Source organism: Streptomyces sp. NPDC038280 (assembly GCF_055600045.1).
In genome coordinates, this window is sequence record NZ_JBVJYZ010000002.1 from 164,426 (window position 1) to 190,831 (window position 26,406).

General features: G+C 72.1%; 25 protein-coding genes. 18 read left to right on the forward strand and 7 right to left on the reverse strand.

Translation table 11 applies throughout. The features are described 5' to 3' along the window. Window positions 1-36: 36 nt before the first annotated feature. The gene (glnA, locus tag ACZ7J0_RS05845; protein ID WP_470884402.1) at window positions 37-1,446 is read left to right on the forward strand and encodes a type I glutamate--ammonia ligase; all 1,410 of its coding nucleotides are present in this window, start codon (window positions 37-39) and stop codon (window positions 1,444-1,446) included. A gap of 92 nt (window positions 1,447-1,538) precedes the next feature. Here the strand turns inward: glnA and ACZ7J0_RS05850 are convergent, their stop codons facing one another. Then, the gene (locus tag ACZ7J0_RS05850; protein ID WP_468705182.1) at window positions 1,539-1,814 is read right to left on the reverse strand and encodes a hypothetical protein; all 276 of its coding nucleotides are present in this window, start codon (window positions 1,812-1,814) and stop codon (window positions 1,539-1,541) included. Between the two features lie 157 nt (window positions 1,815-1,971). Between ACZ7J0_RS05850 and ACZ7J0_RS05855 the strand changes: the two genes are divergently transcribed. Beyond that, complete coding sequence (locus tag ACZ7J0_RS05855) at window positions 1,972-2,331, forward strand: arsenate reductase family protein (protein WP_470884404.1); 360 nt, start codon at window positions 1,972-1,974, stop codon at window positions 2,329-2,331. Here ACZ7J0_RS05855 and ACZ7J0_RS05860 read toward each other — a convergent pair whose 3' ends face one another. Next, window positions 2,332-3,183 (reverse strand): alpha/beta fold hydrolase, encoded by an 852-nt coding sequence (locus ACZ7J0_RS05860; RefSeq protein WP_470884406.1) that lies wholly within the window; start codon window positions 3,181-3,183, stop codon window positions 2,332-2,334. Window positions 3,184-3,242: 59 nt separating this feature from the next. Here ACZ7J0_RS05860 and ACZ7J0_RS05865 point away from each other — a divergent pair, with 59 nt between their 5' ends. The 4 genes from ACZ7J0_RS05865 to ACZ7J0_RS05880 all read left to right on the forward strand — a co-directional run bounded on the left by ACZ7J0_RS05865 (window position 3,243) and on the right by ACZ7J0_RS05880 (window position 6,575). Then, complete coding sequence (locus ACZ7J0_RS05865; protein WP_470884408.1) at window positions 3,243-3,698, forward strand: MarR family transcriptional regulator; 456 nt, start codon at window positions 3,243-3,245, stop codon at window positions 3,696-3,698. A 92-nt stretch (window positions 3,699-3,790) separates the two neighbouring features. Beyond that, window positions 3,791-5,239, forward strand: coding sequence for a MocR-like pyridoxine biosynthesis transcription factor PdxR (gene pdxR, locus ACZ7J0_RS05870; RefSeq protein ID WP_470885144.1), 1,449 nt, complete (start codon window positions 3,791-3,793; stop codon window positions 5,237-5,239). A 62-nt stretch (window positions 5,240-5,301) separates the two neighbouring features. Continuing rightward, entirely contained in the window at window positions 5,302-5,988 is a 687-nt protein-coding gene (locus tag ACZ7J0_RS05875; RefSeq protein WP_470884410.1) for an RlpA-like double-psi beta-barrel domain-containing protein, read from the forward strand. 116 nt (window positions 5,989-6,104) lie between these two features. Continuing rightward, window positions 6,105-6,575 (forward strand): hypothetical protein, encoded by a 471-nt coding sequence (locus ACZ7J0_RS05880; RefSeq protein ID WP_470884412.1) that lies wholly within the window; start codon window positions 6,105-6,107, stop codon window positions 6,573-6,575. 71 nt (window positions 6,576-6,646) lie between these two features. On the opposite strand, the gene ACZ7J0_RS05885 is transcribed toward ACZ7J0_RS05880, so the two are convergent. After that, complete coding sequence (locus ACZ7J0_RS05885; protein ID WP_470884414.1) at window positions 6,647-7,552, reverse strand: Gfo/Idh/MocA family protein; 906 nt, start codon at window positions 7,550-7,552, stop codon at window positions 6,647-6,649. Window positions 7,553-7,754: 202 nt separating this feature from the next. Between ACZ7J0_RS05885 and ACZ7J0_RS05890 the strand changes: the two genes are divergently transcribed. From ACZ7J0_RS05890 to ACZ7J0_RS05905, 4 genes are all read left to right on the forward strand, one after another. After that, window positions 7,755-9,206, forward strand: a complete 1,452-nt coding sequence (locus ACZ7J0_RS05890; protein ID WP_470884416.1) for a hypothetical protein — start codon at window positions 7,755-7,757, stop codon at window positions 9,204-9,206. Then, window positions 9,203-10,381: an ARPP-2 domain-containing protein gene (locus tag ACZ7J0_RS05895; protein ID WP_470884418.1), complete on the forward strand. Its 1,179-nt coding sequence runs from the start codon at window positions 9,203-9,205 to the stop codon at window positions 10,379-10,381. Before ACZ7J0_RS05890 ends, ACZ7J0_RS05895 begins: the two co-directional genes overlap by 4 nt. A gap of 105 nt (window positions 10,382-10,486) precedes the next feature. Further along, on the forward strand, window positions 10,487-11,518 hold the full coding sequence (gene glnII, locus ACZ7J0_RS05900; RefSeq protein ID WP_470884420.1) for a glutamine synthetase: 1,032 nt from the start codon (window positions 10,487-10,489) through the stop codon (window positions 11,516-11,518). Between the two features lie 157 nt (window positions 11,519-11,675). Further along, window positions 11,676-12,437 carry a polyprenol monophosphomannose synthase gene (locus ACZ7J0_RS05905; RefSeq protein WP_470884422.1) on the forward strand — a complete coding sequence of 254 codons (762 nt, stop codon included), beginning with the start codon at window positions 11,676-11,678 and terminating at the stop codon, window positions 12,435-12,437. Between the two features lie 87 nt (window positions 12,438-12,524). Here ACZ7J0_RS05905 and ACZ7J0_RS05910 read toward each other — a convergent pair whose 3' ends face one another. Further along, the gene (locus tag ACZ7J0_RS05910) at window positions 12,525-13,829 is read right to left on the reverse strand and encodes a hypothetical protein (RefSeq protein WP_470884424.1); all 1,305 of its coding nucleotides are present in this window, start codon (window positions 13,827-13,829) and stop codon (window positions 12,525-12,527) included. A 76-nt stretch (window positions 13,830-13,905) separates the two neighbouring features. On the opposite strand from ACZ7J0_RS05910, the gene ACZ7J0_RS05915 reads away from it, so the two are divergent. Together ACZ7J0_RS05915 and ACZ7J0_RS05920 are read left to right on the forward strand one after the other, a co-directional pair. Then, complete coding sequence (locus ACZ7J0_RS05915; RefSeq protein WP_470884426.1) at window positions 13,906-14,817, forward strand: DUF6891 domain-containing protein; 912 nt, start codon at window positions 13,906-13,908, stop codon at window positions 14,815-14,817. A 302-nt stretch (window positions 14,818-15,119) separates the two neighbouring features. Continuing rightward, a complete protein-coding gene (locus ACZ7J0_RS05920; protein ID WP_470884427.1) occupies window positions 15,120-15,659 on the forward strand; it encodes a winged helix-turn-helix domain-containing protein in 540 nt (179 codons plus the stop codon). 41 nt (window positions 15,660-15,700) lie between these two features. On the opposite strand, the gene ACZ7J0_RS05925 is transcribed toward ACZ7J0_RS05920, so the two are convergent. Together ACZ7J0_RS05925 and ACZ7J0_RS05930 are read right to left on the reverse strand one after the other, a co-directional pair. Further along, a complete protein-coding gene (locus ACZ7J0_RS05925) occupies window positions 15,701-17,131 on the reverse strand; it encodes a PepSY-associated TM helix domain-containing protein (RefSeq protein ID WP_470884429.1) in 1,431 nt (476 codons plus the stop codon). A gap of 47 nt (window positions 17,132-17,178) precedes the next feature. Beyond that, complete coding sequence (locus ACZ7J0_RS05930) at window positions 17,179-17,799, reverse strand: hypothetical protein (protein WP_470884431.1); 621 nt, start codon at window positions 17,797-17,799, stop codon at window positions 17,179-17,181. Between the two features lie 352 nt (window positions 17,800-18,151). Here ACZ7J0_RS05930 and ACZ7J0_RS05935 point away from each other — a divergent pair, with 352 nt between their 5' ends. The 4 genes from ACZ7J0_RS05935 to ACZ7J0_RS05950 all read left to right on the forward strand — a co-directional run bounded on the left by ACZ7J0_RS05935 (window position 18,152) and on the right by ACZ7J0_RS05950 (window position 22,790). Further along, a complete protein-coding gene (locus ACZ7J0_RS05935; protein WP_470884433.1) occupies window positions 18,152-19,141 on the forward strand; it encodes an NAD-dependent epimerase/dehydratase family protein in 990 nt (329 codons plus the stop codon). 140 nt (window positions 19,142-19,281) lie between these two features. Then, a complete protein-coding gene (locus ACZ7J0_RS05940; protein WP_470884435.1) occupies window positions 19,282-20,544 on the forward strand; it encodes a sensor histidine kinase in 1,263 nt (420 codons plus the stop codon). Beyond that, window positions 20,529-21,182 carry a response regulator transcription factor gene (locus ACZ7J0_RS05945; RefSeq protein ID WP_470884437.1) on the forward strand — a complete coding sequence of 218 codons (654 nt, stop codon included), beginning with the start codon at window positions 20,529-20,531 and terminating at the stop codon, window positions 21,180-21,182. The genes ACZ7J0_RS05940 and ACZ7J0_RS05945 overlap by 16 nt, the downstream gene beginning before the upstream one ends. A gap of 117 nt (window positions 21,183-21,299) precedes the next feature. Next, window positions 21,300-22,790 carry a DUF1996 domain-containing protein gene (locus ACZ7J0_RS05950; protein ID WP_470884439.1) on the forward strand — a complete coding sequence of 497 codons (1,491 nt, stop codon included), beginning with the start codon at window positions 21,300-21,302 and terminating at the stop codon, window positions 22,788-22,790. Between the two features lie 73 nt (window positions 22,791-22,863). Here ACZ7J0_RS05950 and ACZ7J0_RS05955 read toward each other — a convergent pair whose 3' ends face one another. After that, entirely contained in the window at window positions 22,864-23,313 is a 450-nt protein-coding gene (locus ACZ7J0_RS05955) for a hypothetical protein (protein ID WP_470884441.1), read from the reverse strand. A gap of 111 nt (window positions 23,314-23,424) precedes the next feature. On the opposite strand from ACZ7J0_RS05955, the gene ACZ7J0_RS05960 reads away from it, so the two are divergent. Then, the gene (locus tag ACZ7J0_RS05960) at window positions 23,425-24,228 is read left to right on the forward strand and encodes a tyrosine-protein phosphatase (protein WP_470884443.1); all 804 of its coding nucleotides are present in this window, start codon (window positions 23,425-23,427) and stop codon (window positions 24,226-24,228) included. 56 nt (window positions 24,229-24,284) lie between these two features. Then, window positions 24,285-26,234 carry a hypothetical protein gene (locus ACZ7J0_RS05965; protein WP_470884444.1) on the forward strand — a complete coding sequence of 650 codons (1,950 nt, stop codon included), beginning with the start codon at window positions 24,285-24,287 and terminating at the stop codon, window positions 26,232-26,234. Window positions 26,235-26,406: the final 172 nt, after the last annotated feature.

A 26,406-nucleotide genomic window follows, 5' to 3' on the forward strand; every position in this document is an offset into this window, starting at 1 on the left:
CCCCGCCCTTCCCGGGTCGGGAGTAGGAGGAGTTGGATGTTCCAGAACGCCGACGACGCCAAGAAGTTCATCGCGGACAACGACGTCAAGATGGTGGACGTCCGTTTCTGCGACCTTCCGGGCGTGATGCAGCACTTCACGATCCCGGCGACGGCGTTCGACCCGTCCGAGGAGCTCGCCTTCGACGGCTCGTCGATCCGCGGTTTCCAGGCGATCCACGAGTCCGACATGGCGCTGCGCGCCGACCTGTCGACGGCGCGGCTCGACCCGTTCCGCAAGGACAAGACGCTCAACATCAACTTCTTCATCCACGACCCGATCACGGGCGAGCAGTACAGCCGTGACCCGCGCAACATCGCCAAGAAGGCCGAGGCCTACCTCGCGTCGACCGGCATCGCGGACACCGCGTACTTCGGTCCCGAGGCCGAGTTCTACGTCTTCGACTCGGTGCGCTTCGAGACCTCGGCGAACCAGGGCTTCTACCACATCGACTCCGAGGCCGGCGCCTGGAACACCGGCAAGGTCGAGGACAACCGTGGTTACAAGGTCCGCTACAAGGGCGGCTACTTCCCGGCCCCGCCGGTCGACCACTTCGCCGACCTGCGCTCCGAGATCTCCCTGGAGCTGGAGAACGTCGGCCTCCAGGTCGAGCGCCAGCACCACGAGGTCGGCACCGCCGGCCAGGCCGAGATCAACTACAAGTTCAACACGCTGCTCGCCGCGGCCGACGACCTGATGCTCTTCAAGTACATCGTGAAGAACGTCGCCTGGCGCAACGGCAAGACCGCGACCTTCATGCCGAAGCCGATCTTCGGTGACAACGGCTCGGGCATGCACGTGCACCAGTCGCTGTGGGCCAACGGCGACCCGCTGTTCTACGACGAGACCGGCTACGCGGGCCTCTCGGACACCGCCCGCTACTACATCGGCGGCATCCTCAAGCACGCCCCGTCGCTGCTCGCCTTCACCAACCCGACGGTGAACTCCTACCACCGCCTGGTCCCCGGCTTCGAGGCCCCGGTCAACCTGGTCTACTCGCAGCGCAACCGCTCCGCGGCCATGCGTATCCCGATCACGGGCTCGAACCCGAAGGCCAAGCGCGTCGAGTTCCGCGCGCCGGACCCGTCCTCCAACCCGTACCTGGCCTTCTCGGCGCTGCTGCTGGCCGGCCTCGACGGTGTGAAGAACAAGATCGAGCCGGCCGAGCCGATCGACAAGGACCTCTACGAGCTGGCCCCGGAGGAGCACGCGGGCGTCGCCCAGGTCCCGACCTCCCTCCCGGCGGTCCTCGACGCCCTCGAGGCGGACAACGACTACCTGCAGGCCGGCGGTGTCTTCACCTCCGACCTGATCGAGACGTGGATCGACTACAAGCGCACCAACGAGATCGCCCCGATCCAGCTGCGCCCGCACCCGCACGAGTTCGAGCTCTACTTCGACCTCTAAACACCGCGGGTCGTACGACCTGTTCGTGACCGAGGCCCCGCCGCTCTCCCCCGAGAGCGGCGGGGCCTCGGCGCGTCATGCGCCCTGCCGCGTCAGCGGCCGTAGCGGATCAGGGCCCTGACCATCCGGCAGGTGGTGTCGGACGGCGGGTGGACGCCGATGCGCTCCGCCGTGTTCCGTATCGTGCGGTTGTGGGCCTGCGCCGTGTCGTAGACGCCCGAGTCGAGCAGGGCGATCGCCAGACGCATGGCCTTGAGGCGGCGGTTGTGGGTGACGTACCACTCGCGGGGCAGTCCCGCCGGGAGTGGCTTCCTCTGCAGAGGCTTCCAGGGTTCGAGGGGCAGCGTCGTGAGTGCGGCAACAGCCATCGGCGACCTCCTGGCGCGCGGGGGGTGAGGGCCCTCCCCGGGACCCTCACCTTCACCCCCGATTTTACTGGGGGGCACTGACAATCGGCCCTGGCCAGAAGGGCTTTGCGGGGTGGGCGGGAGGTGCTGGGGAGACCCGTGGGAGTACCGTGGCGGCATGGAGATCTGGATCAATCCCGCGTGTTCCAAGTGCCGCAGTGCGGTGAATCTGCTCGACGAGGAGGGCGCGCAGTACACCGTGCGCCGCTACCTGGAGGACGTGCCCTCCACGGACGAGATCAAGGAGGTCCTCGACCGGCTCGGGCTCGAGCCGTGGGACATCACGCGGACGCAGGAGGCGGCGGCGAAGGAGCTCGGCATGAAGGAGTGGCCGAGGGAGGCCGCTTCGCGCGACCGCTGGATCGGGGCCCTGGCCGCCCACCCGAAGCTGATCCAGCGGCCGATCATCACGGCGGACGACGGCACGGCGCTGGTGGCGCGGACGGACGAGGCGGTACGGGACGCCCTGTCCCGCTGATCAGCCGCTCAGGAACTCCGCGATCCGGCGGTGCCCGTCCTCGCGCACGGCGATCGGCAGTGAGTGGTGGGTGGTCCCCGCCAGCGTGAGCGTCTCCATGTCCGGGAGCAGCCCGGCCGCCACGGCGGCGACCTTGCGTACGTCATGGGCCCTGCTGTGCTCGGCGAGCAGCAGCAGGGCCGGCGGCGTCAGGCCGCGCAGGGCCTCGGCTGCCGGGCGGGGGCCGGCGACGGGCCTGATGGTCGGAAAGTCGGCGGCGAGGGCGGCGAGCCGCGTCCACTCGGGGTCGGGGGGCGCGCCGTCGGTCTCCCATTCCAGGAAGGACCGGATGCGGGCCGGGGTGGAGCGCACCAGCATCGGCAGGGCGCGCAGCAGGTAGCGCGGGCTGAAGCCGGTGAACGTGTTCGTCGGGTCCAGCAGGACGAGCCGGTCGACCCGGGAGGGCGTCCGGAGTGCGAAGTGCACGGCGATCCAGGCACCGTACGAGTGCCCGAGGAGCGCCGTGGACGACAGGCCGAGGCCGTCGAGCAACGCGTCGAGCCAGCCCGCCAGATCGCCGGCCTCGCGGAGGGGCCGGCCGCCCGGGACGCTGCGGCCGGGGTCGCCGACCAGGTCGACGGCGTGGACGCGGTGGGTACGGCCCAGCGCGGCGGCGGTGGCGTACCAGACGGTGGAGGTGGCGCCGCCGCCGGGCAGGAGGACCACGGGCCGTCCGCTTTCGGGGCCGTGGCTGTGCACGTGGGTGGTGCCGTAGGGCGTGCGGAGGTCGCGGTGGGTGGTGTGCGCGGGCCACTTGGCGAGCACGACGTCATAGGCCCGAAGGAACGCGTCGGTGGGGGCGGTGGCGGCCATGGGTTCCTCCAGAATGCTCGCTGGGCGATAATCTCGCTGAACGAGATAATAGGAGAGAGATGGATCGTCCGACCGAAGAACCCGAGAGGGAGATCTTTCATCTGCTGCGCGCGGTGACCGTCGAATTCGGCCTGCGACAGGCGGAGTTCGCGAGCCGCAACGGCATGCACCCCACCGACGTACGCGCGCTGATCTGCCTGCTGGACGCCGAGCGCGCCGGTACGGACGCCACGGCCGGCCGGCTCGGGGCCCAGCTCGGTCTCAACTCCGCAGGCACGACGGCCCTGATCGACCGGCTGGAGCGCCTGGGCCTCCTCGCCCGCGTACGGGACGAACGGGACCGCCGACGGGTGCTGCTGCGTGTCGAGGACGGGGCGAAGGAGCTGGGGTGGGCGTACTTCGGCCCGCTGATCGCGGACACGGAGGCGCTGCTGCGCGGCTTCGAGGAGGGTGAGGTCGCGGCGGTGCGGCGCTTCCTGCTGGGCGTGGGAGAGATCCTCGGCGCCGAGTGTTAACAACGCTCGTGATCAATACACCTAGGGGGGTGGCCGGACGGGGGGCCCGGCTGTCTGGTACCAATCCGGACGTGGCGGGTACATGGGTCGACATGGCGGAGGCGCTCGGCGCCGATCTGCATCTGGAGCTGACCGGGTCGGGCAGCCGGCGGGCGGTGCTGATGCGGGCGGTGCGGGAGGCCGTGCGAAGCGGCCGCCTCGCGCCGGGGAGCCGGCTGCCGCCGTACCGTTCCCTCGCCGCCGATCTGGGGCTCGCGCGGAACACCGTCGCCGACGCCTACGCCGAACTCGTCGCCGAGGGCTGGCTGACCGCCCGGCAGGGCTCGGGGACGCGGGTCGCCGGAACCCGCGCCGAGGCGCTCCGGCCGCCGCCCGCGCCCACCGCGGTCCCTCCCCCGCTCCCGTACGACCTCACGCAGGGCAAGCCGGACCCGGCCGCCTTTCCGCGGACCGCGTGGCTCGCCTCCGCCCGCCGGGCGCTCACCGCCGCGCCGCACGACGCCTTCGGGCCGGGCGACCCGCGCGGGCGCGTGGAGCTCCGCAGGGCGCTCGCCGGGTATCTGGCGCGGGTCCGAGGGGTGCGGACGGATCCGGAGCGGATCGTGCTCTGCTCGGGTACCGCCCACGCGCTGCGGCTCCTCGCGCGCGTGGTGGGCGGTCGGTGGGCGGTGGAGTCGTACGGGCTGCCCTTCCACCGTGCCCTGCTGGCCGAGGCGGGCGTCCGTACGGTGCCGGTGACGGTCGACGGGCACGGCGCCCGGGTCGACGAGCTGGCCGGTCGGCCCGGCGCGGTGCTGCTGACCCCGGCGCACCAGTTCCCCACCGGCGGCCCGCTGCACGCGCGGCGGCGGGCGGCCGCCGTGCAGTGGGCGCGGGAGACGGGCGGTCTTGTCCTGGAGGACGACTACGACGGGGAGTTCCGGTACGACCGCCAGCCCGTGGGCGCGTTGCAGGGCCTCTCCCCGGAGCGGGTGGTGCTGATGGGGTCGGTGAGCAAGAGTCTCTCGCCCGGCCTGCGGATCGGCTGGATGGTGCTGCCCGAGGCGCTGGTCGACGCCGTGGTGGCGGCGAAGGGCCTGCGCGAGCAGTACGCCTCCGCCACCGAGCAGTTGACGCTCGCGGACTTCATCGAGTCGGGGGCGTACGACCGCCATGTACGGAAGATGCGCCAGCGCCATCGGCGGCGGCGCGACCGGCTCGTGGCGGCGCTGGCCGAGCGGGTGCCGGAGGAGGTCCGGGTGACCGGGATCGCGGCGGGGCTGCACGCCGTACTGGAGCTGCCGCCGGGCAGCGAGCGGCGCGTACTGGAGGCGGCGGCGGCTCATGGGCTGGCGGTGGAGGGGCTGAGCGGCTATCTGCATCCGGCGGCCGCGGCGGCGGGGCGGGACGGCCTGGTCGTGGGCTACGCGACGCCGCCGGAGCACCTCTACGGCGCGGCCCTGGACGCGCTCTGCCGGGCACTGGCGGCCGCCCGGGAGGGCTTTGGTACGGAAGTGATTCCTGGGGCAGTTGAGCAGAACCGCCTTGCTACTCGTACGTAACGGCACACGGAACCGATCCGGCCGCCGTCCTCGGCCGGGAACAGGAGCCTCAAGTGCCCCACGTGTCACGCAGGAAAATCCTCAGCCGCAAGAAGAAGGTGGCGCTGCTCGTCGGCGCGACCGTGCTGGTCGGCGGTACGGCGGTGCTGATGACCGGTACGAGCCAGGCCTCCGTGGCCTGCGACGGCCTCGCCACCGCGCTGAGCAACAACGAGAAGTTCATCGCCGATCAGCGGGCGAACCCGGACGCGCTGTCGTCGGCGCGGATCGCCAATCGGGAGGCAGTGATCGCGGAGATCAGGCGGAAGCAGACGGCCTCGGGGTGTGACGGGGAGGCGGAACAGCCGCCGGCCGCCGAGCAGCCGCCCATGGCCCAGCAGCCACCGGCCGCGGAACAGCCCCCCGCCGCCGAGCAGCCGCCCATGGCCGAGCAGCCTCCCGCCGCCGAAGACCCGCCCGCCGAAGAGCCGCCCGCTCAGCAGCCGGGCGAGGGAGCGGCCGGCGAGGTCGTCTGTGCCGGTTCGACCGTCACCCTCTCGGGCGAGGGCGGTGCGCCCGCCGCGTCCAGCAACCAGTTCCCCATCGGCACCCGCCTCAAGGTGACCAACCTGGACAACGCCAAGTCCACGACCGTCGAGGTGACCTCGGTGTCCGGCAGTTGCGCCCTGCTCAACAACGAGGCCTTCGAGCAGGTCCGCGAGCCCGGCAAGTTCCTCATCCGCAAGGCGCGGATCGAGCGGGTCGGCTGACCGGGGGCCGACGCGATCCGGGGCAGTGCCGTTGTCCTCCGCAGGGTCGACATCAGCGGAACCAATGGTCCTCAGCGAGGACAGATAGACCGCTTTGTCACCGTACGGTGGCATTCATGCGCAACTGGATGTTCGGAGGCGTGTACGGCACCGTCCTGGCCAGCGCCCTGCTGGCCGCTCTGCACAGCGAGGGCGAGCAATACACCCCCTACTACGACTCGGCCTGGATCCTGGTGACGGCTGTCGCCGCCGCCCTGGTCCACGGCTACGCCCACCACATGTCGACCCACCAGCCCGGTACCGGTGCGATCCGCTGGCGGCGGCTGCTGCGGGCGCTGTTCGACGAGTGGCCGGTCGTGGCCGCCTGCGTGCCGACCGTGCTGCTTCTGCTGATCGCCGGGATGGCCGGCTGGGAGGAGCAGCCGGTCAGCACGACGGGTCTGATCATCAACGCCGCGCTGCTGGCCGCGTTGGGCACCTTCGCGGCGCTCAAGGCGGGCTACCGGCGCCGCTCGGCGGTCCTGGTCGGCGCGGCGGACGCGGCGATCGGTCTGGCCATCGCCGTGGCGAACGCCCTGATCAAGTAGCCGGTCCGGGCCGTCGGGACGCTGTGCGTCCTGGGCGAGCCGGGCAGCGCTCACCTCCGGGCTCGCGCCCCCTACTCCCGTGACGGGGTCTGGGCCCGCACCGAGGCCTCGGCCTCGGCGAGGATCTCCGTCATCCGCAGCCCGAAGCGCGCGTCGCACGGATGCGCCTGCCCGGTGCGTACGGACTCCAGCAGCGCGTCCACGGCGGCCCCGAAGGAGCCGATCGCGTCCCCCCAAAGGGGCAGCTCCGCCCTCCCGTGCTCGCCGAACAGCCCGATGCCCACGCCCGCCGCCTCCACAGGAGCGCTCAGACCGAGGGTGACCGTGCTCCCCGCTCCCGAGGCATGGCCCAGGACGAGATGGCGGGTGTCCGCGGGTCCCGCCACCGCCGTCACCTGTGACACGTCACCGAGTACGGGCAGGAACACGGACAGCACATGCGGGCCCACGTCCCACAGGCCGCCCTTCTCCCGCCGCCAGGGCGAGGCGGCGTACGCGCTCGTCGCGCCGGGGACGAACAGCGCGCCCAGCCAACGGGCCTGCCCGAGGAACCAGCCGCCCACCGCCGCCTGCTCGTCGATCCAGTCCGCCGTCTCCTCGGCGAACCGCAGCGTGCAGAAGACCACGGAGGCGACCCCGGCGCTCTCCGCCGCGGCCGCCACCTCCCGCGCCCCGGCCACGGTGGTGGCGACCGGTTTGTCGAGGAGGAGGTGGCATCCGGCCGCGGCGGCGCGGGCCGCGTACAGCGCCTGGACGTCGGGCGGCAGCGCGCAGGCGATCGCGTCGCTGGCGGCGAAGAGGGCGTCCACGTCGTCGTACGCCCGGGTGCCGTGGACGGCGGCGAGCGCGGCCGCGGCGTCGGCGCGTCTGCCCCACACACCGCTGAACTCGATGCCGGGGTGGCCGGCCAGCGCGGGCGCGTGGGTGCGCTCCGCCCAGGGGCCCGTGCCGAGAAGTCCGATGCGCGGCTTGGTCATACGGGCCAGTCTGCCCCGCGCGCCGCTCCACCCACCGGACAAAAGCGATGGGGCGCCCGCCCTGTCCCGTGTTACGTTCTGGGAGCCGGCCGCGGGACTCCGGTGCGACTTCCGGGACTTGCCTATGAAGCAGTGATTTCGCTGATCGCGCCCCCATTCCCCGGTCGGCCTCCTCCTTCTCCAGCGGCATACGGGGGCACGCATGGCCGTCGAGACCTTCGCCGATCTGGTCGCGGCCGAGGACGTCCTGCTCTTCGTGAACTCGGCGGTGACCTCGACCGGACAGCGGGAGTTCCGTTCGGAGGCGTACGAGCAGCGGCTGTCGCTCTCCTTCGTGCACGAGTACGTCCGCGTCAACTACCGCGCGCTGTACGCGGCTTCGCTCGCCCTGGACATCAACGACCACAACGCCTGCCTGATCATCGAGCAGTTGCTGCGGACGTCGGACGAGGCGGACGCGGAGCAGAAGCGGGTGGAGGGGCGGCTGATCGCGGCCCGGCTGGCGCTGTTGCCGCCGCAGCGGGTGTACCGGATCTTCCGCGCGCTGCGCGCCGCCAAGGTCAACAACCGCCGCACCCGCGCGATCGTCCGCGACTGGCTGGCCGCGCGTCCCGATCTCGGCCATGACGCCGTGAAGTACCGGGCGGGCCTCAAGACGGCGGCCCGTCACGCGCACCTCAACCTGCGTGACGGCGAGGCCGAAGGGGCGAGCACTCCGGCGGGCGCGGGTGAGTACGGTGACTTCCTCTTCGCGCCGGGCCGCCGGGTCCGCTACGAGCACGCCTTCCTGGACGCCCACCGGCGGGCGCACTTCGAGCAGTCCGCGCTGTACGAGCTGCCGTTCACGGTCGCGGAGGGGTTCGCCGCGGAACACGGGGTGCGCCGCGAGGTCTTCATGGAGCGGATCGCGCCCCGGATGACCCGGCTCGAACGGCTGCGGACGCAGCGCACCGGCCCGGGGATCAACCGCACCGCCATACCGCTGACCCGGCTCGCGCTCTTCGTCCTCTCCCTCGGGTTCGAGGAGCGGGTGGCCCGGCGCGCGGAGCTGACGCGCGCGCTGCGGGCCGCCGCGCGGCGGGCGGCCGGCCCGCACGCCGGGACCTGGGGCCGGGTGGCCGCGGTCCTGGACGACAGCTACTCGGCCTCCGGCTCGGGCGTGAAGCGCCGCCGTCCGCTGGCGGTGGCGCTGGGCTGCCACTTCCTCCTGGAGGCGCTGGCGGAGACGTACACGCCGCTGTGGACCTCGGGCGACCGTGACCCGCTGCTCGTGCGCCCGTGGGGTCCGACGCCGCTCGGTACGCGGATCATCGACGCTCTGGAGCACCGGCCGCAGCGGCTCGTCGTCGTCTCGGACGGCTGGGACAACGCGCCGCCGGGCCTCGCGGGCGAGGTCCTGCGTGTCTGGCGTACGCGCCTCGACCCCGGCCGACTGACCAGCGTGGTTCATCTGAACCCCGTATACGACGCCGACGGCTTCGATGTGCGGCGCCTCGCGCCGAGCGTGCCGACCGCGGGGATCAGGGACGCGGAGGACCTGCCGGCGCTGGTCGAGATCGCGCAGTTCGCGGAGGGCCGTACGGGCCTGCCCGAGCTCCGGGCGTATCTGGACCGGCGCGTCGACCGCTTCGTGGGGGAAGGGACGCCGTCGTGACGCGGATCGATCTGACGGGCCTGTCGGCCCGCCCCTCCCAGGTGTGGGGCGGGATCCGTCTCGTACCGCTCGTGCGTGAGCGGCCCGTGGAGGGGCTGCGGCTGCGCCGGGAGGTCTACGGCGGCGCCGGTTGGGTGGAGGTCGGCGACGGTACGGCCTACACCTCGTACATCCCCCACGGCTTCGTCGCGGACTGGTCGGGCGACGGCGGACAGTCGGCGTCCTACGGCACACAGCTCGGTGACATGGCACACCACCATGTGCCGGTACGCCGCCACCACCGCATGGCCAAGCGGCTGCGCGCCAAGGGCGGCAGGAGCGGGAGGAACAGCAAGAACGGCCCGGAGAACCGGCTGCGCTTCCTCCCGCTGCATCTCGCCCTGGAGGGCTATCTGGCGCTGCACTTCGGCGGGCCGTCCATGGTCTGGGAAGAGTGGTCCCAGCAGGCGGTACGCCAGGGCCTCTCCCCGCGCGCCGAGGACGCGTACGCGGGGTGGGAGGTGCGCGGTCTCGGAGAGGCGCTGCGGGTCTTCGAGATCCACCCGGGACAGTGCGGTGTGATGGTGTACGCCTCCGACGCCCTGGCCGCGGCCTTCGTCGTCCCGCACCCCGACGACTACCGCCTGCTGCACCCCACGCTCGTGCAGGACCTGTACGGCGAGCTGGTGCACCAGTACGCCTTCTTCGGCGCGCCGGTCCCGGAGTTCGGCGCCCGTATCCGGGACACGCCCCATCTGCGGACCCTCGCGGATCTCCGGGCGGCGGCGACGGCGCAGGAGCGGGCCTGGACGGAGGCACACGGCGCGCTGATGGCGGACGGTCTGCTGGAGACGCCGTACGCCTTCGAGCGGGTCTACCGCATGGGCGAGTACGCCCTGCACCGCTTCCTGCCGCCCTTCCACCGCGGAGAGCGGGATCAGCACATCGGCGAGCTGATAACGGACCACAAGGGCCGCGCGGCCTATCTCAAGACCTTCCGCCTCTCGGAGAACCAGGTCCGGCGCGGCCACCTGCTGCGCAGCCTGGCCGATCACGACTGGCATCTCGGGCGTACGGCGCAGGCGCTGGGCACCGGCTACGAGGAGCTGGTGCGCCGGATCCGGGGGGCCGGTTTCGCGTCGCTGCTCAACGCCCACGCGGTCGGCCGGCACATCCGGGAAACGAAGGAAACCTGAGTAACACGGGGTTCACATTCGAGCAACGGAAGGGAAATCCCGTATTGCGAAGCTGCGCTCATACCCGCAGCAGCACCCCGCAGCGCCCGCAGAGGATGAGACCCCGTGACCTTCAAGGCTGAGTACATCTGGATCGACGGCACCGAGCCGACCGCGAAGCTTCGCTCGAAGACGAAGATCATGACGGGCTCCTTCGCCGACCTCGCCGAGCTCCCCATCTGGGGCTTCGACGGATCCAGCACCAACCAGGCCAAGGGCCACGCCTCGGACCGCGTCCTCAAGCCGGTCTTCACCTGCCCGGACCCGATCCGCGGCGGCGGCGACGTCCTGGTGCTGTGCGAGGTCCTCAACACGGACATGACGCCGCACGACTCCAACACCCGTGCCGCGCTGGCCGAGGTCTCGGAGCGGTTCGCCGCGCAGGAGCCGATCTTCGGCATCGAGCAGGAGTACACCTTCTTCAAGGGCTCCCGCCCGCTCGGCTTCCCCGAGGGCGGCTTCCCGGCGGCCCAGGGCGGCTACTACTGCGGTGTCGGCGCCGACGAGATCTTCGGCCGTGACGTCGTCGAGGCGCACCTGGAGAACTGCCTGCAGGCGGGCCTGGGCATCTCCGGCATCAACGCCGAGGTCATGCCGGGCCAGTGGGAGTTCCAGGTCGGCCCGCTGGCGCCGCTGGAGGTCTCGGACCAGCTGTGGATCGCCCGCTGGCTGCTCTACCGCACCGCCGAGGACTTCGAGGTCTCCGCGACCCTGGACCCGAAGCCGGTGAAGGGCGACTGGAACGGCGCGGGCGCGCACACCAACTTCTCGACCAAGGCGATGCGCGAGGGCTACGACGCGATCATCACCGCGTGCGAGTCGCTGGGCGAGGGCTCCAAGCCGCTGGACCACGTCAAGAACTACGGCGCGGGCATCGACGACCGTCTGACGGGTCTGCACGAGACGGCCCCGTGGAACGAGTACAGCTACGGCGTCTCGGACCGCGGCGCCTCGGTCCGCATCCCGTGGCAGGTCGAGCAGGACGGCAAGGGCTACATCGAGGACCGCCGCCCGAACGCGAACGTCGACCCGTACGTGGTGACCCGCCTCCTGGTGGACACCTGCTGCGAGGCGCTGGAGAAGGCCGGCCAGGTCTGATCCCCCGTTCGATTCAAGAAGGGCGTCCCCCGGTTTCCGGTGGGCCGCCCTTCTTGGCATCCCACCGGGTGGGCCGGTCCCGGCCCGCCCGTATGCTCTCGGGGACCAGTAGGGGCCCCGCTCGCCCGATCGGCGAGCACGCGAGGTGAATCAAGCAGTGGTAGACGACGGTCAGCGAAGCACCGGCCCTCTGGGCACGGTGCTGGTGATCATCCCGACGTACAACGAGGCCGAGAACATCGACTCGATCGCCTCACGGGTGCGTGCGTCGGTGCCGGACGCGCACATCCTTGTCGCGGACGACAACAGCCCGGACGGCACGGGCAAGATCGCCGACGAGCTGGCGGCGGACGACGACCACATCCATGTGCTGCACCGCAAGGGCAAGGAGGGCCTCGGAGCGGCCTATCTCGCCGGCTTCCGGTGGGGCCTCGACAACGGCTTCGGCGTGCTCGTCGAGATGGACGCCGACGGGTCGCACCGGCCCGAGGAGCTGCCGAGGCTGCTGGACGCGCTGCCCGGAGCCGATCTCGTCCTCGGGTCCCGCTGGGTACCGGGGGGCAGCGTGGTGAACTGGCCGAAGTCCCGCGAGTTCCTGTCCCGGGGCGGCAGTCTCTACTCGCGGCTGATGCTGGGCGTGCCGATCCGTGACGTCACCGGCGGCTTCCGGGCGTTCCGCAGGGAAACCCTCGAGGGGCTCGGCATGGCCGAGGTCGCCTCCCAGGGGTACTGCTTCCAGGTCGACCTGGCGTGGCGCACCGTGAAGGCCGGTTACCGGGTGGTCGAGGTGCCGATCACGTTCGTGGAGCGTGAGCGGGGCGACAGCAAGATGAGCCGCACGATCGTGGCGGAGGCGCTGTGGCGCGTCACGGCCTGGGGCGTGGGGAGCCGGTTCCGGGCTCTGACGGGTCGCCGCTGAGCCCTGGATCACAGCATGACGAACGGCCTTGGGGCTCGCGGCGGCGAGCTCCGAGGCCGTTCGTCGTACGGAGGGCCGGATCCCGCGTCAGTGGGTGCGTGCGAGCGTCCGGTCGCCGCCCCGGCGGGAGCCGGTGAGCTGCTGGAGCAGCAGCGGCAGGCCGAGGACGGGCAGGAGCCAGACGGTGAGCATGAGGCGCTCGCTCTCGCTGCCGACGGGGTGGGCGATCACCGTGGCGACTCCGGTCGCGCCGACCGCCAGGACGGTCCAGAACAGGGCGCGGCTGTTGCGGAACAGGGCCCAGGCGCCGAGGCCCGCGGCGAGCGGCAGCCAGGGAGCGCGCGCCTGCTCCTGGAACCACTGGCCCCAGAAGTTGCCGTTCAGATCGAGCAGGAGGCGCCAGGGGTCGGCGACGTCGCGCAGGGCGAAGTGACCGGTGAAGGTGTCCTGGAGCGTCTCGGTGCTGCCGGGGAGGTGGAAGTGGGCACTGAGGGCGGCGATACCCGCGGCGCAGGCCAGTGTCGTCCCGATCAGCAGGGCGGTGCCGCGATGGCGGGTGAGGGGGACCCGGAGCAGGCAGATCATCGCCGCGGCGGCGAGCGCCGCGGCGATGAGGAGGAAGGTGGAGTACTTCACGGACGCGCCGAGGATCAGGGAGCCGGCGAGCAGGGCCGTACCGGCGGCCGACCGGCGCTGGATCAGCCACCAGGCACCGAGGAGGGCGCCCACGGTCGCGGCGATCACGGGTCCCTCGGCCACCGGATAGCCGCCCCACCAGCCGATCGGGCACAGGTAGAGGAGGGCCTGCCCGGCCGCGGCCGCCCCTGACGGCACTCCGGCGGAGCGGAGCAGGAGGTGGGCGAGCAGGCCGCCGAGGGCCGTGAAGAGGACGGAGGTGGCCACCAGTCCGGTGATCGGTCCCAGGACGGCGACGGCCGGTGCGGCGAGTACGGGGAACCCGGGACGGGTCTCGAATATGCGCTGGTAGCGCGGGCTGGCCGGATTGAACCCGTTGGGCGGCTTGGCCTCGCAGCGGGCGCGGTGCGCGTCCTCGTCGAGACCTCGGTTGTTGCGCAGCGCCAGCGGGTTGAGTTCCGCTCCGCGGACGAGGTGGCGGGCCTGCGTGCCGCAGAACGCGTCCTGGGCCTTCGCCTGGGCCTCTTCGCGGGAATCTCCGAGCACTTCGAGGGCGGCCCGGGCGTAGAGGAAGCCGTCGTTGGACGGGGGAAGCGCGGGCTTGCCGATGAACTGCAGCAGTACATAGGCGACCGCGATCAGCAGCGGCAGGGCCCAGCGCCGGGAGGATCGTTTCTTCCGGCGAGTCCCGGAGGGCTCCGTGCCGGCGCCTGCGTCGCGCGGGGCGTCAGCAGTGAGGCTCTGGGGACGTATCACAGCCGGTCATATTACCTGCCCATCGGGGTCGCCTTCCGTCCCGCCCGTTGTCAGTGGCATCTGTCACGGTGGTCCCATGCTCGCAATCAAGGTGGAGACCGAGAACTGGCAGAAGCACGCCCGCATTTCGGAGCGGCAGCTTCGAGACCTGGTGCTGCGCGTCGGCGGGGACGGGGATCGGTATCTGGTCGTTCAGCGCATACCAGACCTTCCGGACGTATTCATCCAGGTATGGCACGAGGACGGGGGCGGCTATCAGCTGGAGCACCGGGACGGGTCGGCCGAGCGGCACTTCGTGGTCGAGGTCGAGCGGGGGGAGCACGTCGCCGAGGTGATGGAGCGGTGGGCACGGCGGGAGCCGGGGTGGGACGGCGCGCTCGTGTGGAAGCCCGCCGACCTGCCGGCGCCGGAGCCGGTGCCCCCGCTCGGCGATGAGGTCCGGGAGCGGGTGGAGGAGCATGTACGCGGCCTGATCCGGTGCGGCTATCTCGACCGGGCCCAGTTGGCGGAGGCGGCCGAGGAGTGGCTGGTCGATGGCGACGAACGGCCGGTGTCGAAGCCACAGGCACGGCAGACGGTGGACCGGCTGTGGCTCGAGCGGCTCGACGAGCAGGCCGGGTGGACGGGAACGACCGATCCGGAGCGGATCAGCGCGGCCTTCACCGTGCTGGAGGAGAGCGGCATCACCGCCCGGGAGAACTTCACCTGCTGCCGCAGCTGCGGCACCACCGAGATAGGCGCCGAAGGCCCGGAGGACGCCCGGGGGTTCGTCTTCTTCCACTCGCAGTGCACGGAGGGCGCCGCGAGCGGCGGCGGGCTCTACCTGCTGTACGGCGGATTCGACGGCTCCGAGGAGACGACGGCCGCCGTGGGCCGGGAGGTCGTCGCGGCGGTGCGCGGTGAAGGTCTGTCGGTGGAATGGGACGGTTCGCCGAGCTCGGCGATCGTCGTCACCAACCTGGACTGGCGTAAGCGGCTGACAGGTTGAGGACGGCGGAAGCGGTCACGTTCGCGTCAAGGTGGTGTCCGGCCCTTGAGAGGGCGATGCTGCGGCGCGCGGGCGTCTGCTTCAATGGGCGCATGGTCGGTATCCAGCACATCGCGACAGGTCGGAGTGACCTCGAGCCGTTCTGGCCTTCCCGTCAGCACCACGACTTCGACCGGGTGTGTTGCCGCGCGAGGAACGCGTCGGCCCTCTAAAGCCCGATCGACACCGTCGATCCTCCGGCCTTCGGCCCACGCGCACGACGTACGTACGTCCGTCCCTTCGCGCGAAAGAGCTGACCTCTCATGGCGAATGCCCGTACCCTCCCCGCCCCGTCCACCCTGCCCCTCGGCCACACCGGTCGGCACCGACTCCGCGCCGTCGACCGGGACGAGGTGGTCGATGTCGCGGACTTCCTGCCGCCGGGTGCCACCTGGCTGCCCGCCCCGCAGCACACCCTGCCCTCCCTCCCGGGGCAGCCGCCGATGATCGGCTACCTCGTCCTCGTACCGGCGGATCAGCAGCCGCCGCTCCAGGCCGCCCCGCCGGCCGCCGAGGACGAGGGCGGCCCGGTGGCCATCGACAGCACGCGGCGCACCGCGCTGGTCGACGGCCAGACGCTGGACCTGACGTATCTGGAGTTCGAGCTGCTGGCCCATCTGGTCGCGCATCCCCACCGGGTGCACACCCGCGACCAGTTGGTGACCACGGTGTGGGGGTACGGACACGTGGGCGACGGCCGGACCGTGGACGTGCATGTCGCCCGGCTGCGCCGCAAGCTCGGCGCCCAGCACCGCCACACGATCCAGACCGTGCGGCGGGTGGGCTACAAGTACGCGCCCTGACCGGGTGGGGGAGGCCGGCTCCCGGCCTGCCTCCCCCCTCGTCAGGACCGCGCCCGGGCCACCGCGCCCAGCGCGATGTCGACCGCCAGGAACACCAGCAGGCTGATGCCCAGCATCGGGACGAACCAGCCGATCAGCGCCGTCGCCGCGGCCGCAACCAGCAGCATCGTCACGGGGATTTTGCGCCAGGCGCCGCGCGGCATCGGCCGGCCGACGCTCAGGACGCGGTCCTTCGTCGGCCTGCGCAGCCACCACATGCGGTAGCCCCACACGATCAGCAGGATCAGGGAGAGGGCGAGCGCGGCGAGGGCCAGCTGGTTGGCCAGGCCGAGGAAGACGCCGGTGTGGGCGTCGATGCCGAAGCGGGTGAGCTGGGCGAGGAGCGGGTAGTCGGCGAACCGCAGCTGGTCCATCACCCGTCCGTCGGCGGGGTCGACGGCGACCGAGTCGAGGTGGACGGGGACGGTCGTGTCCGTCTCCTTGACGACATAGCCCTTGCCCTCGGCCGGCAGGATCACGGACATCCTGCCGCCGTCCGCGCCGACCCCGGCCGCGCGGGCGGCCTCGACGGCCTTGTCGATCCCGATGTCCGGGCCGCTCGCCGGGGTCGCCGGCTGGTGGCCGCCGCCGTGCCCCTCGTGTTCGGACGCGCCGCCGCCGGAGCCGACGGTCGCCGTCAGTACGGGGGTGGCGCCGCCGAGCCGGTCCTGGACCTCGCCGATGTTCTCGCCGGCGTAACGGGACCAGGTCAGGCCGGTGGCGGAGAGGATGACCAGGCCGGCCACGGCCCACAGTCCGACCGAGCCGTGCCAGGAGAGGGTGCGACGGCGGGAGGCGGGGCCACCCTCGGGGAGGAACAGGGCGCGCCTGGCCGAGCGCTTGCGGCCGACCCAGAGCAGCAGGCCGCCGAGGGCGACGACCCAGAGCCAACTGGCGGCCATTTCGCTGTAGTTGCGGCCGAGGTCACCGAGGTGCAGATCGCGGTGGAGCTCGTCGAGCCAGGTACGCAGCGGAAGGGCGCCGGAGCTGCCGAAGCTGGGCAGCTGTCCCCGTACCCGCGCGGTGTACGGGTCGACGAAGACGGCGAGCGACGTACCTTCCTCGACCTCCGGGTCGGCCATCAGGACGCGGGTGGTGGCGCCGGCCTCGGAGGAGGGCCAGACGGCGGTCACCGTGCCGTCGGGGTTGGCCTTGCGAGCGGCCTCGACCTGGGTGGAGAGCGGGAGGACCCGGTCGCCGACGGGCGCCTCCAGCTCATGGCTGTAGATGATCTTCTCGGCCTGGAAGGAGAGTGCGTAGAGCAGACCGCTGGTGGCGGCTATGAGCAGCAGCGGGGCGATCAGCAGGCCCGCGTAGAAGTGGATGCGCAGGACCAGGGGGCGCAGTGCGCTCCAGGCGGACGGTTCGGCGGGGGCGGGGGCCGCCTGGTCCGCTCCGGTGTTGGTTCCCCGTACGGGGTCGTCAATGGCCATGGCTGTCCTAGGAGTCGGCGTGTGACATGGGGAAGGCGGCCCCCAGGTCAGACGAGCGCTCCGAGGGCCGTGGCGCGGGGTACGGGGAGCACGGGCGGCCCGCGCCGCGACAGGGTGTGAGCGAGGACGACGCCGCGGTGGCGGCGGACGGTTCGGGTGCGCGGCCGCGGCGGCCGGGGCGTGGCGGGAAGCCGGACGGCGGTCAGCAGCCGTCGCAGCGGGGTGAAGGCGAGGGTGGAGACGGCGTACGCCAGCGCGAAGAACGCGGCCTCACCGCGGGCCAGCCACAGCCCGCAGACCGCGGCGGCGAGGACATGCGCGGCGATCATGCCGCTGGAGCCGTGGCTCGCTGCGGGCATGTCCGTTCCGGTCGGCATGGCCATGCCGGGGTGGTGGGCGGGCATCGCGCCGTGCGGTTCCGCGGCCGAGAAGATCAGGTGAAGGGCTCCCTGAACGGCGAGCAGCCCCGTGGCGATGGCCGGCGCGCCCCGACGGCACCCTCCGGCGGTCCAGGCGAGGACGCCCGTCACGCCGAAGGCGAGGAGGAGGGAGCCGAGCGGAACATCATGGGCGGACATGGACGAATGCCCTGTCGCGGCCAAGGTGACGCATACCGCCGCGAAGAGCGCGGCTCGTAGGGCGCGCATCGGCGACCGGGTATCCGTCATGGTGCGCTCATGGTGCCATCTTGGGCGGGGCGCAAGGGAGTCCGCCCGGGAACGGGCCGCGCGCCCTGGGGGCGCGGCACCCCTGCCGCCCGCGCCTTCCCGGTCGGCAGGGCCACGAAGACGGGGCCGTCCCCGAACCGCCGGCCGTGCGGGGCACGGAGCCCACGGCGCGGGGCAAGCCCGCCGAACGCTCCTCGGGCGGCACGGCCCCACGGAGAGGGGGCGCCTCCAACCCGCCCGCCCCCGGCGGCTCGCGGCGCGTGGGCCGCGCGGGCCACGGGTTCGCTTCTGGCGATTCCCCCCGCAGCGGAAACACTGTCCGCGCCTTCACCCGCTGGGCAGAGTCGGGCCCATGAGACTTCTGATTCTTGGTGGTACGGAATTCGTCGGCCGGGCACTGGCGGAGGCCGCGGTCGGGCGGGGATGGGAGGTGACGGTCTTTCACCGGGGGCGGCACGAGCCGCCGACCGGTGTGACCTCGCTGCACGGGGACCGGACCGCGCCGGGCGGTCTCGCCGCCCTCGGCGAGGGCGGGTGGGACCTGGTGGTCGACACCTGGTCGGCGGCGCCGTCCGTCGTGCGGGACGCGGCGCGGCTGCTCGCCGGGCGGGTCGGTCGTTTTGTCTATGTGTCGAGCCGTTCCGTGTACGCGTGGCCCCCGGCGGCCGGTCTGGACGAGTCCGGACCGCTCGTCGAATCGTCCCCGGACGCGGGGGGCGAGGTGCCGTACGGGGAGGCGAAACGCGGCGGGGAGCTGGCCGCCGTCGAGGCGTTCGGCGACGACCGTGCGCTGCTGGTGCGCGCGGGCCTGGTCCTCGGTCCGTACGAGAACATCGGGCGCCTCCCCTGGTGGCTGAACCGCGTCGCGCGCGGCGGCCCCGTACTGGCGCCCGGCCCGCGCGACCTGCCGTTCCAGTACGTCGACGTCCGTGACCTCGCCGAGTGGACGCTCGACGCGGCCGAGGCGGGGCTCTCGGGCCCGTACAACGTGGTGTGCCCGAAGGGGCACGCCACCATGGGCGGGCTCCTGGACAGTTGCGTGGAAGTCAGCCGCTCCGACGCGGAACTGCGCTGGACCGAGCCCGAGGTGATCCTCGGCGCGGGCGTCGCGCCGTGGTCGGACCTGCCGGTGTGGCTCCCGCCGGGTGAGCTGTACGACGCGATGCACGACGCGGACGTCTCCAAGGCCGTCGCGACGGGCCTGCGGTGCCGTCCGCTGGAGGAGACGGTCGCCGACACCTGGGCGTGGCTCACCTCCCTCGGCGGCGTCGCGCCGCAGCGTCCGGACAGGGACCCCGTTGGACTGTCCCCGGAGGTGGAGGCGAAGCTCCTCGCTTCGTGACCGAGGGGTGCACCGGGCGGGGGTGGTGCCAGGTACACCCCCGCCCGGGTGGGAAACCCCGTGACCTGCGAGGTCCTTACCTCGGAGACTGAGGGTCACGCTCGGCGGAAGGCCCGCCGGGGGAAAGGGCTTTGATCACCATGAGCGCGACACGCGTGCGGGACTCCCTCTTGGCCGCCGTCCGGGGGTTTGCCCTGTCGTTCCTCGCGATCGCCGGATCGGCGGCCCTCTTCTCCTTCGCGATCACGTCGATCGCGCTGATACCGGTCGGTGTCGGCGTCTTCACCACGCCGGTCGTCCTCACGTGGGTGCGGATCCACGCCGACCGACGGCGTGTACTGGCCGGGCGATGGACGGACATCCGAATTCCCCGGACCTACCGCCCCCTCCCCGCCGATCTGCGCGGCGGGGTCACCGGGCAGGTCGAGCGCTGTTCCCTGATGCTCAAGGACCCGGCGACCTGGCGGGACCTGCGCTGGCTGTTCGTCGACATGTCGGCCGGGTATCTCACCGCGCTGCTGCCGGCCGTACTGGTGATCTTCCCGGTCGAGGGGCTGGTGCTCGCGGCGGGCCTGTGGCGGGTGTTCGAGGACGACGCGTACTGGTACGCCTTCATCCCGGTCGACAGCCAGGCCGACGGGTTCGCGGCGCTCGCGCTCGGGCTGTGCGTCCTCGCCGTGGGACTGCGGTACAACGCTTCCGTGCTCCGCGCTCACTTCGCGCTCACCAAGGCGCTGATGGACCGGCCCCTGGAGTCCGAGCTGACCGAGCGGATCGGCCGGCTCACCGAGACGCGGCACGACGCGGTGGACACCTCGGCGGCCGAACTGCGCCGGATCGAAAGGGATCTGCACGACGGGGCGCAGGCCCGGCTGGTCGCCATGGGCATGGACCTCGGTACCGTCGAGGCGCTCGTCGAGAAGGACCCCGCCAAGGCGAAGGAGCTGATCGCGAAGGCCCGGCAGAACTCCGCGGAGGCGCTGACCGAGCTGCGTGACCTCGTCCGCGGCATCCACCCGCCGGTCCTCGCCGAACGGGGCCTCGGCGACGCGGTCAGGGCGCTCGCGCTGCGACTGCCGGTGGCGACCGATGTGACCGTGGAGCTGCCGGACCGTCCGGGGGCACCTGTCGAGTCGGCGGCGTACTTCGCGGTCAGTGAGGCCCTCACCAACGCGGTCAAGCACGCGGGCGCGGACCGGATCTGGGTCGACATCACGTCCCGTGAGGGAATGTTGCGCGTCTCGGTGACCGACAACGGTTCGGGCGGAGCGCGGATCGGTGGCGGCTCGGGTCTGAGCGGTGTCGAACGCAGGCTCGGTACATTCGACGGCGTCCTGGCCGTCAGCAGTCCCGCGGGCGGTCCCACCATGGTCACCATGGAGATCCCTTGCGAGTTGTCCTAGCCGAAGATCTCTTCCTGCTCCGCGACGGACTGGTCAGGATGCTGGAGGCGTACGACTTCGAGATCCTGGCCGCGGTCGAGAGCGGGCCGGAACTGGCCAAGGCGCTCGAGGAGTTGGAGCCGGACGTCGCGGTCGTCGATGTCCGGCTGCCGCCGTCGCACACCGACGAAGGCCTGCAGTGCGCCCTCGCCGCCCGCCGGGCGCGGCCGGGGCTTCCCGTGCTGGTCCTGTCGCAGCACGTGGAGCAGCTGTACGCGCGCGAGCTGCTCGCGGACGGCGAGGGCGGGGTCGGGTATCTGCTGAAGGACCGGGTGTTCGACGCGGATCAGTTCATCGACGCGGTGCGCCGGGTGGCGCGCGGCGGTACGGCCATGGACCCGCAGGTGATCTCCCAACTGCTCTCCCGGCGCGCGCAGGACAAGCCGCTGGGCGGCCTGACCCCGCGTGAGCTGGAGGTCATGGAGCTGATGGCGCAGGGCCGGTCCAACGCCGCGATCGCCGGGCAACTCGTCGTCACGGAACGGGCGGTGGCGAAGCACACGTCGAACATCTTCGCCAAGCTGGGACTTCCGGTGTCGGACGACGACAATCGGCGGGTTCTCGCGGTCCTGGCCTACCTGGACCGGGGCCGGGCCTGACGCCCGCGCCCTTCCTCGCATTCGGAGATTTCTACGAATTCGAAGACGGGCTGAACGGCTCGCGTGCGGCGTACGTATGGAACGGAGCGCTTCTCCCCTCCCCGGGATTGGAGTTCCATGGGACGCACACGAAAACGCTCGACGCTGGCCAACCGGGCGATTGCCGCCTCGGCCGCACTGGTACTGGGCGGGGGTGGACTGGTAGCGGTCAATGTCTACGCATCGGCGGGTGAAGGCTGGTCGAATCAGCGACCGCGGCAGAGCCAGAGCCAGAACGCCGGCAATGCGGTGACGACGATCGACTGCCCCGAGGTCGCCAATGAACTGCCCGACGTGCCTCAAGGGGTGCGCGGGGCGGTCGACCGCGAACTCGCCACGTTGGACACCCAGATCACCACCGCCTATCAGCGGTTCGCCGAGAACAAGGAGCGGATCGAGAAGGATCCGCAGTTCGGTGAGCAACAGATTCTGGCCCCTTTGAAAAATGAACGGCTTGTCATCCTCCAGCGGATCGTCGCCCTCATCGACCGGGAGGCCGAACGGCCTCAGGGACTGGAGGGACTGGCGGCCTGCACCCTGCGCGCCGATGACGACGACAACGGCCAGGGCCAGAACCAGGGCGGCCAGAACCAGGGCGGTGACAACCAGGGCAACGGCCAGGGTGATGACGACGAGGGTGACGACCAGGGCGGCGGCCAGGACGACGACCAGGGTCAGGTCGGCAACGGCCCCGAGGCCTCGGACTTCGTCGACATTCAGTCCGTACAGCCCAATGTCAGAAAGCCGCAGCAGCGCCGCGGCGCTTCCAAGGGCACCTTCACCACCGATTGCGGGCGGAACGAGAATGGAAAGTTCAATCCGGACAATGTCATCGTCGCCCCCGGTGTGAGCAATGGTGCCCACCATATGCACGACTATGTCGGCAATCAGGCCAATGACGCCTTCGCCAGTGACGACGACCTCGCCGCCGGGCAGACCAGTTGCCGGAATCAGGGTGACAAGTCCACGTACTACTGGCCCGTGCTGCGGCTGCAGAACGGGCAGAACGAGAACGACGCCCAGGCCGACGGTGGCGGAAAGGACCAGAACGTAGGAGAGATCCAGACACCCGCACAAGTCACCCTGAAATTCGTCGGAAGTCCGGTCTCCAAGGTCACCGCGATGCCCCGATTCCTGCGGATCATCACCGGCGACGCGAAGGCCTTCACCAATGGTGACGCCAACGCGAACGCGTCCTGGAGCTGCACCGGTTTCGAGGACCGTCAGCTCAAGGACAAATACCCGATCTGTCCGCAGGGCAGCAAGGTGGTGCGGACGTTCGCGTTCCAGAGCTGCTGGGACGGCCAGAACACCGACAGCGCCAACCACCGCACCCATGTGGCCTTCGCCGACGGGAACGGCCGCTGCAAGCAGGGGTTCAAGGCCATTCCGCAGCTTGTCCAGCGGATCGTCTACGACGTCCCGCCGGGTCCCGGCTTCGCGGTGGACTCCTTCCCCGAGCAGCTCCACAAGCCGATCACCGACCACGGTGACTTCATCAACGTCTTCGACGCGCGGCTCATGAGGAAGGTGGTGGACTGCGTGAACGGCGGCCGCGCCTGCCGCTGACCCACCCCCTCCCCCCACACCCGGAGAACCGCCGGCGGCCCTCCGCCGGCGGTCTCCCCCTCGATCTGCGCGGTCAGCTCGCGTGGTGACCCGAGTGGCCCCCCTCGCTCCCCCCACTGGCACCGCTACTCCCCGAGTGGTGCGGCGATGCGGTCTCCACGGTCCCACCGAGCCGGCCGCGCAGTGCCGCGACCACCTTCGCGTCACCGACGGCGACCCACTTCCTGCCGACGAGGTAGGAGCCGCCGTAGTCCTTGGCCTCGTTGATCCACTCACGCTGGCCGCGGTCGGTGGCGAAGGTGGTCAGCACATAGGCCCCGTCGCCCGTACGGCAGTTGGCCTGCCGCAGCTCCTTGGCGTCGGTCTGGATGTTGGGCTCGCACTCCACCTTCGCCGCCAGCTGCTCCAGGCTGCCGGTGGCCGGTTCCGGCGCATCGTCGGACGTCGTGTCGCCGCCCGCGCTGCACCCCGCCACGAGGGCCAGGACGGCCAGGACGGTCACTGCGGTTCGCTCCGTACGCATCCGCCCATCGTGCCGGTTCGCCCCGCCGTTCGAGGGCCGAACACCAGGAATGGCGCCCTCCGGTCAGTTACGGTTTCGTACGAAATAGACCAATACGGAGGAACCGTCGCCATGCCAGCCATCCCCGCCACCACCGTCGCCAACCTCCGCGACCTCGGCGCCACGCCCCTGCCCGGAGGGCGCTTCGTCCGGTCGGGGCTGCTCTTCCGCTCCGGGCAGCTCGACCGGCTGGACCCCGCCGTCGACACGGCGGTGGGCGCGCTGGGCATCCGTACGGTGGTCGACTTCCGGACAGCCGCCGAGCGGGCCGAGCGGCCCGACCACGTCCCCCTGGGCGGGCGGCTGCTGGTCGCCGACGTCCTGGCCGACCGGCTCGCCGCCAGCGGGCTGCCGCCCGCCGCACGGCTCAAGACCCTGCTCTCCCACCCCGCGCTCGCCGAACAGCACCTGGGCGGCGGCAAGGCACGGGCGGCGTTCGAGGACACCTACCGGGCCTTCGTCACCACGGAGTCGGCCCGCACCTCCTACCGCGCCTTCCTGACCGAGCTCGCCGATCCGCAGTCCGGGCCGCTGCTCTTCCACTGCACGGCGGGCAAGGACCGCACGGGCTGGGCGGCGACGATCGTGCTCAGCCTGCTCGGCGCGGACGAGGAGACGGTCCGGGAGGAGTACCTGTCGGTCAATCCGGCGGTCCGGCAGGCCTTCGCGCCGATGATCGAGGGGTTCGTCACGCAGGGCGGCGACCCCGAGCTGGCCCTCGCGATGATCGGAGTGGTTCCGGAGTACCTGGAGGCCGGTCTCGACGAGGTCGCGGTGCGGCACGGTTCGATGGAGAAGTACGTACGGGAGGGGCTCGGGGTACCGGACCGTACGGTGCACCGCATCCGCGAGCAGCTCGTCACCACGGCACCCTGAGCCTCACCCGTCCCATGGCGGGGTGACCATCGCACCATTCGCTCGTTCAGCTGAATGTGAGCACCCAGGAAAGCACCCGCGTCAGCGCCCAGGAACTCGCCCCCTTCCCCATCGACGTCGAGCAGGCCGAGGCCGCCCTGGTCGAGCACTATCCCCGCCTCGTCCGCATCGCGTACCTCGTGCTGCCGCCCTCCCTGGGACGCAACCGGCGGGTGCTCACCGCGCATTCGCTCGTCCAGCGGTCCCTGCCGCGCCGCCGTACCGGCGGAGCCGCGTCCGTCGTTGCCCCCCGGCGCCCCGAGGACGCCGTGGACCCCGGCTACGCGTACGTACGCGGTCAGGTGCTGCGGCAGGCGCTGATCGCGGGGCTGCCGCTGCGGCGGCGGGCCTGGCCGCACCGGGCGCAGTTCCCGCCGCTGCTGCCGCAGGTCTGGGGGCTGCGGCTGTTCCCCCGTGCGGGCGGCGCCGACGAACTGGCGCTGGACCAGCGGCTGTCCGCGCTCTCCGGGCCGGGCCGCGCCGCGTACGTGCTGCGCGGTCTGGAGCGCCAGGGCGACGCGGAGGTCCGGCGGGTGCTCGCCGCCGCCGGGGTGGAGGACCCGCGCGCCGCGCTCGCTGAGGCGGACGGCGTCGAGGCGCCGGAGGGGATCGGCATGGCCGGGCTCCTGGACTCCCCCGAGTTCGACCCGTGCTCACTGCAGGCACGGCCCACGGATCTGATGCGGCGCCGCCAGCACGCCAGGGCGGCACTGGCGGCCGCGGCGGCGGTGGTGGTCTGCGGGGCGCTGCTGGGACTGCCGGGCGAGGGCTGGGGACCCAGCGGCGCGGCGGCGCCGTCGTACGCGCGCAATCCCGCCGCCGAGGCGGCCCTCGACCCCACACAGCTGCGGCGGGTGGCCCCGGCCGTCTGGCAGCGCTCGACGCGCACGGACTTCTCGGTGTGGCCGGTACGGGGCGGTCTCACCGGTGACAGTGCGCTGCTGCGCCGCGCGCTCGCGGTCTGGGCCAGACCCGGCGGCACGGTCCGCACGTCCGCCACCCCCGGCACCCCGCCCGGGCCGCCCATGGGCGCGCCGCAGCTGCTCTTCGCGGGGCAGGTCGACGCCGCGCGCGTGGTGCTCTTCCACGACGGCCTGCGGGTCGTGCGGTACGCGGAGCCCGTCGGCGACACCAGTGGCGCGGCCCTCGACTTCGCGCGTACGGACGGCGCGGACGTCGCCACCTCGGGCGCGCTGGTGGTCGGGCGCGACCAGGGCAATGTGCGCTATCTGACGGCTCCCTGGGTGCGGGACACCGCGGTCCGGGACCTTCTGGACCCCCGGGGCGGCGTCCGTCCGCTGAAGCGGGACGCGTACGGCGTGACCGATCCGGTGCCGAGTCCGGCCGAGTCGGGCGCGTGCCGCACCTGGGACGCCCTGGAGGTGCGGGACGACCTCGCGGTACGGCTGCTGGCCGATCTGGGGGAGCTGACGCCGGCCCGGCTCACCTGGGGGCCGCCGGCCGCGCCCGCCGATGTCGGGGACGCCCCGGCGCGGGCGGCATGGGCGCGGACGGCGTGTCTGCTGCCGGTGATGCGCGCGCACGGCGTCCGATCCGTCAACTCCTGGCAGTTCGCACGCCAGCGGCTGCCCGAGGCTAGTGGCAGCGCGGCCTGGCTGTGCACCCGCGCGGACACCTGGCGGGGCACCGGCAGCAGGGTGCTCGCGCAGATCCAGGCCGCGTCACCGCAGCCGGGGGCTCCCGGGGTCGTCGCGGCGAGGGCCGAGGACTCGCCCGCCTGCGGGGCCCGTGATCCGCGGGTGCTCGCGGGCGTGCTGTGGCAGGCGCGGGGCGGGCAGTGGTACGTCCTGGCGGCCGGCAGCCCGCAGTTCACGTCCCTGCGGACCTCGGGCGGGGTCAGCGGCCGGGCGAACGGTCACCTGCTGGCGGTGAGGGCGAAGGCGGGCGCCCGCGCCCAGCTGGAGGGCAGCCTGAAGGACGGCACCCGAGTGGGCGCGCTCCGCTAGCGATTCGCGGGGCGTCACCCGCCCGTCGACCCGGTGCCCGAGCGCCCTCCGCCGGCGATTCGCAGGCGGCACCCGCCCCATGCGCCCGGTCCCCAAGGCGCTCCACCCTGGGCGATTCGCGGGGCGTCACCCGCCCCGTGAGCCGGACGCCCCGGGGCGCGCTCAGCCGGCG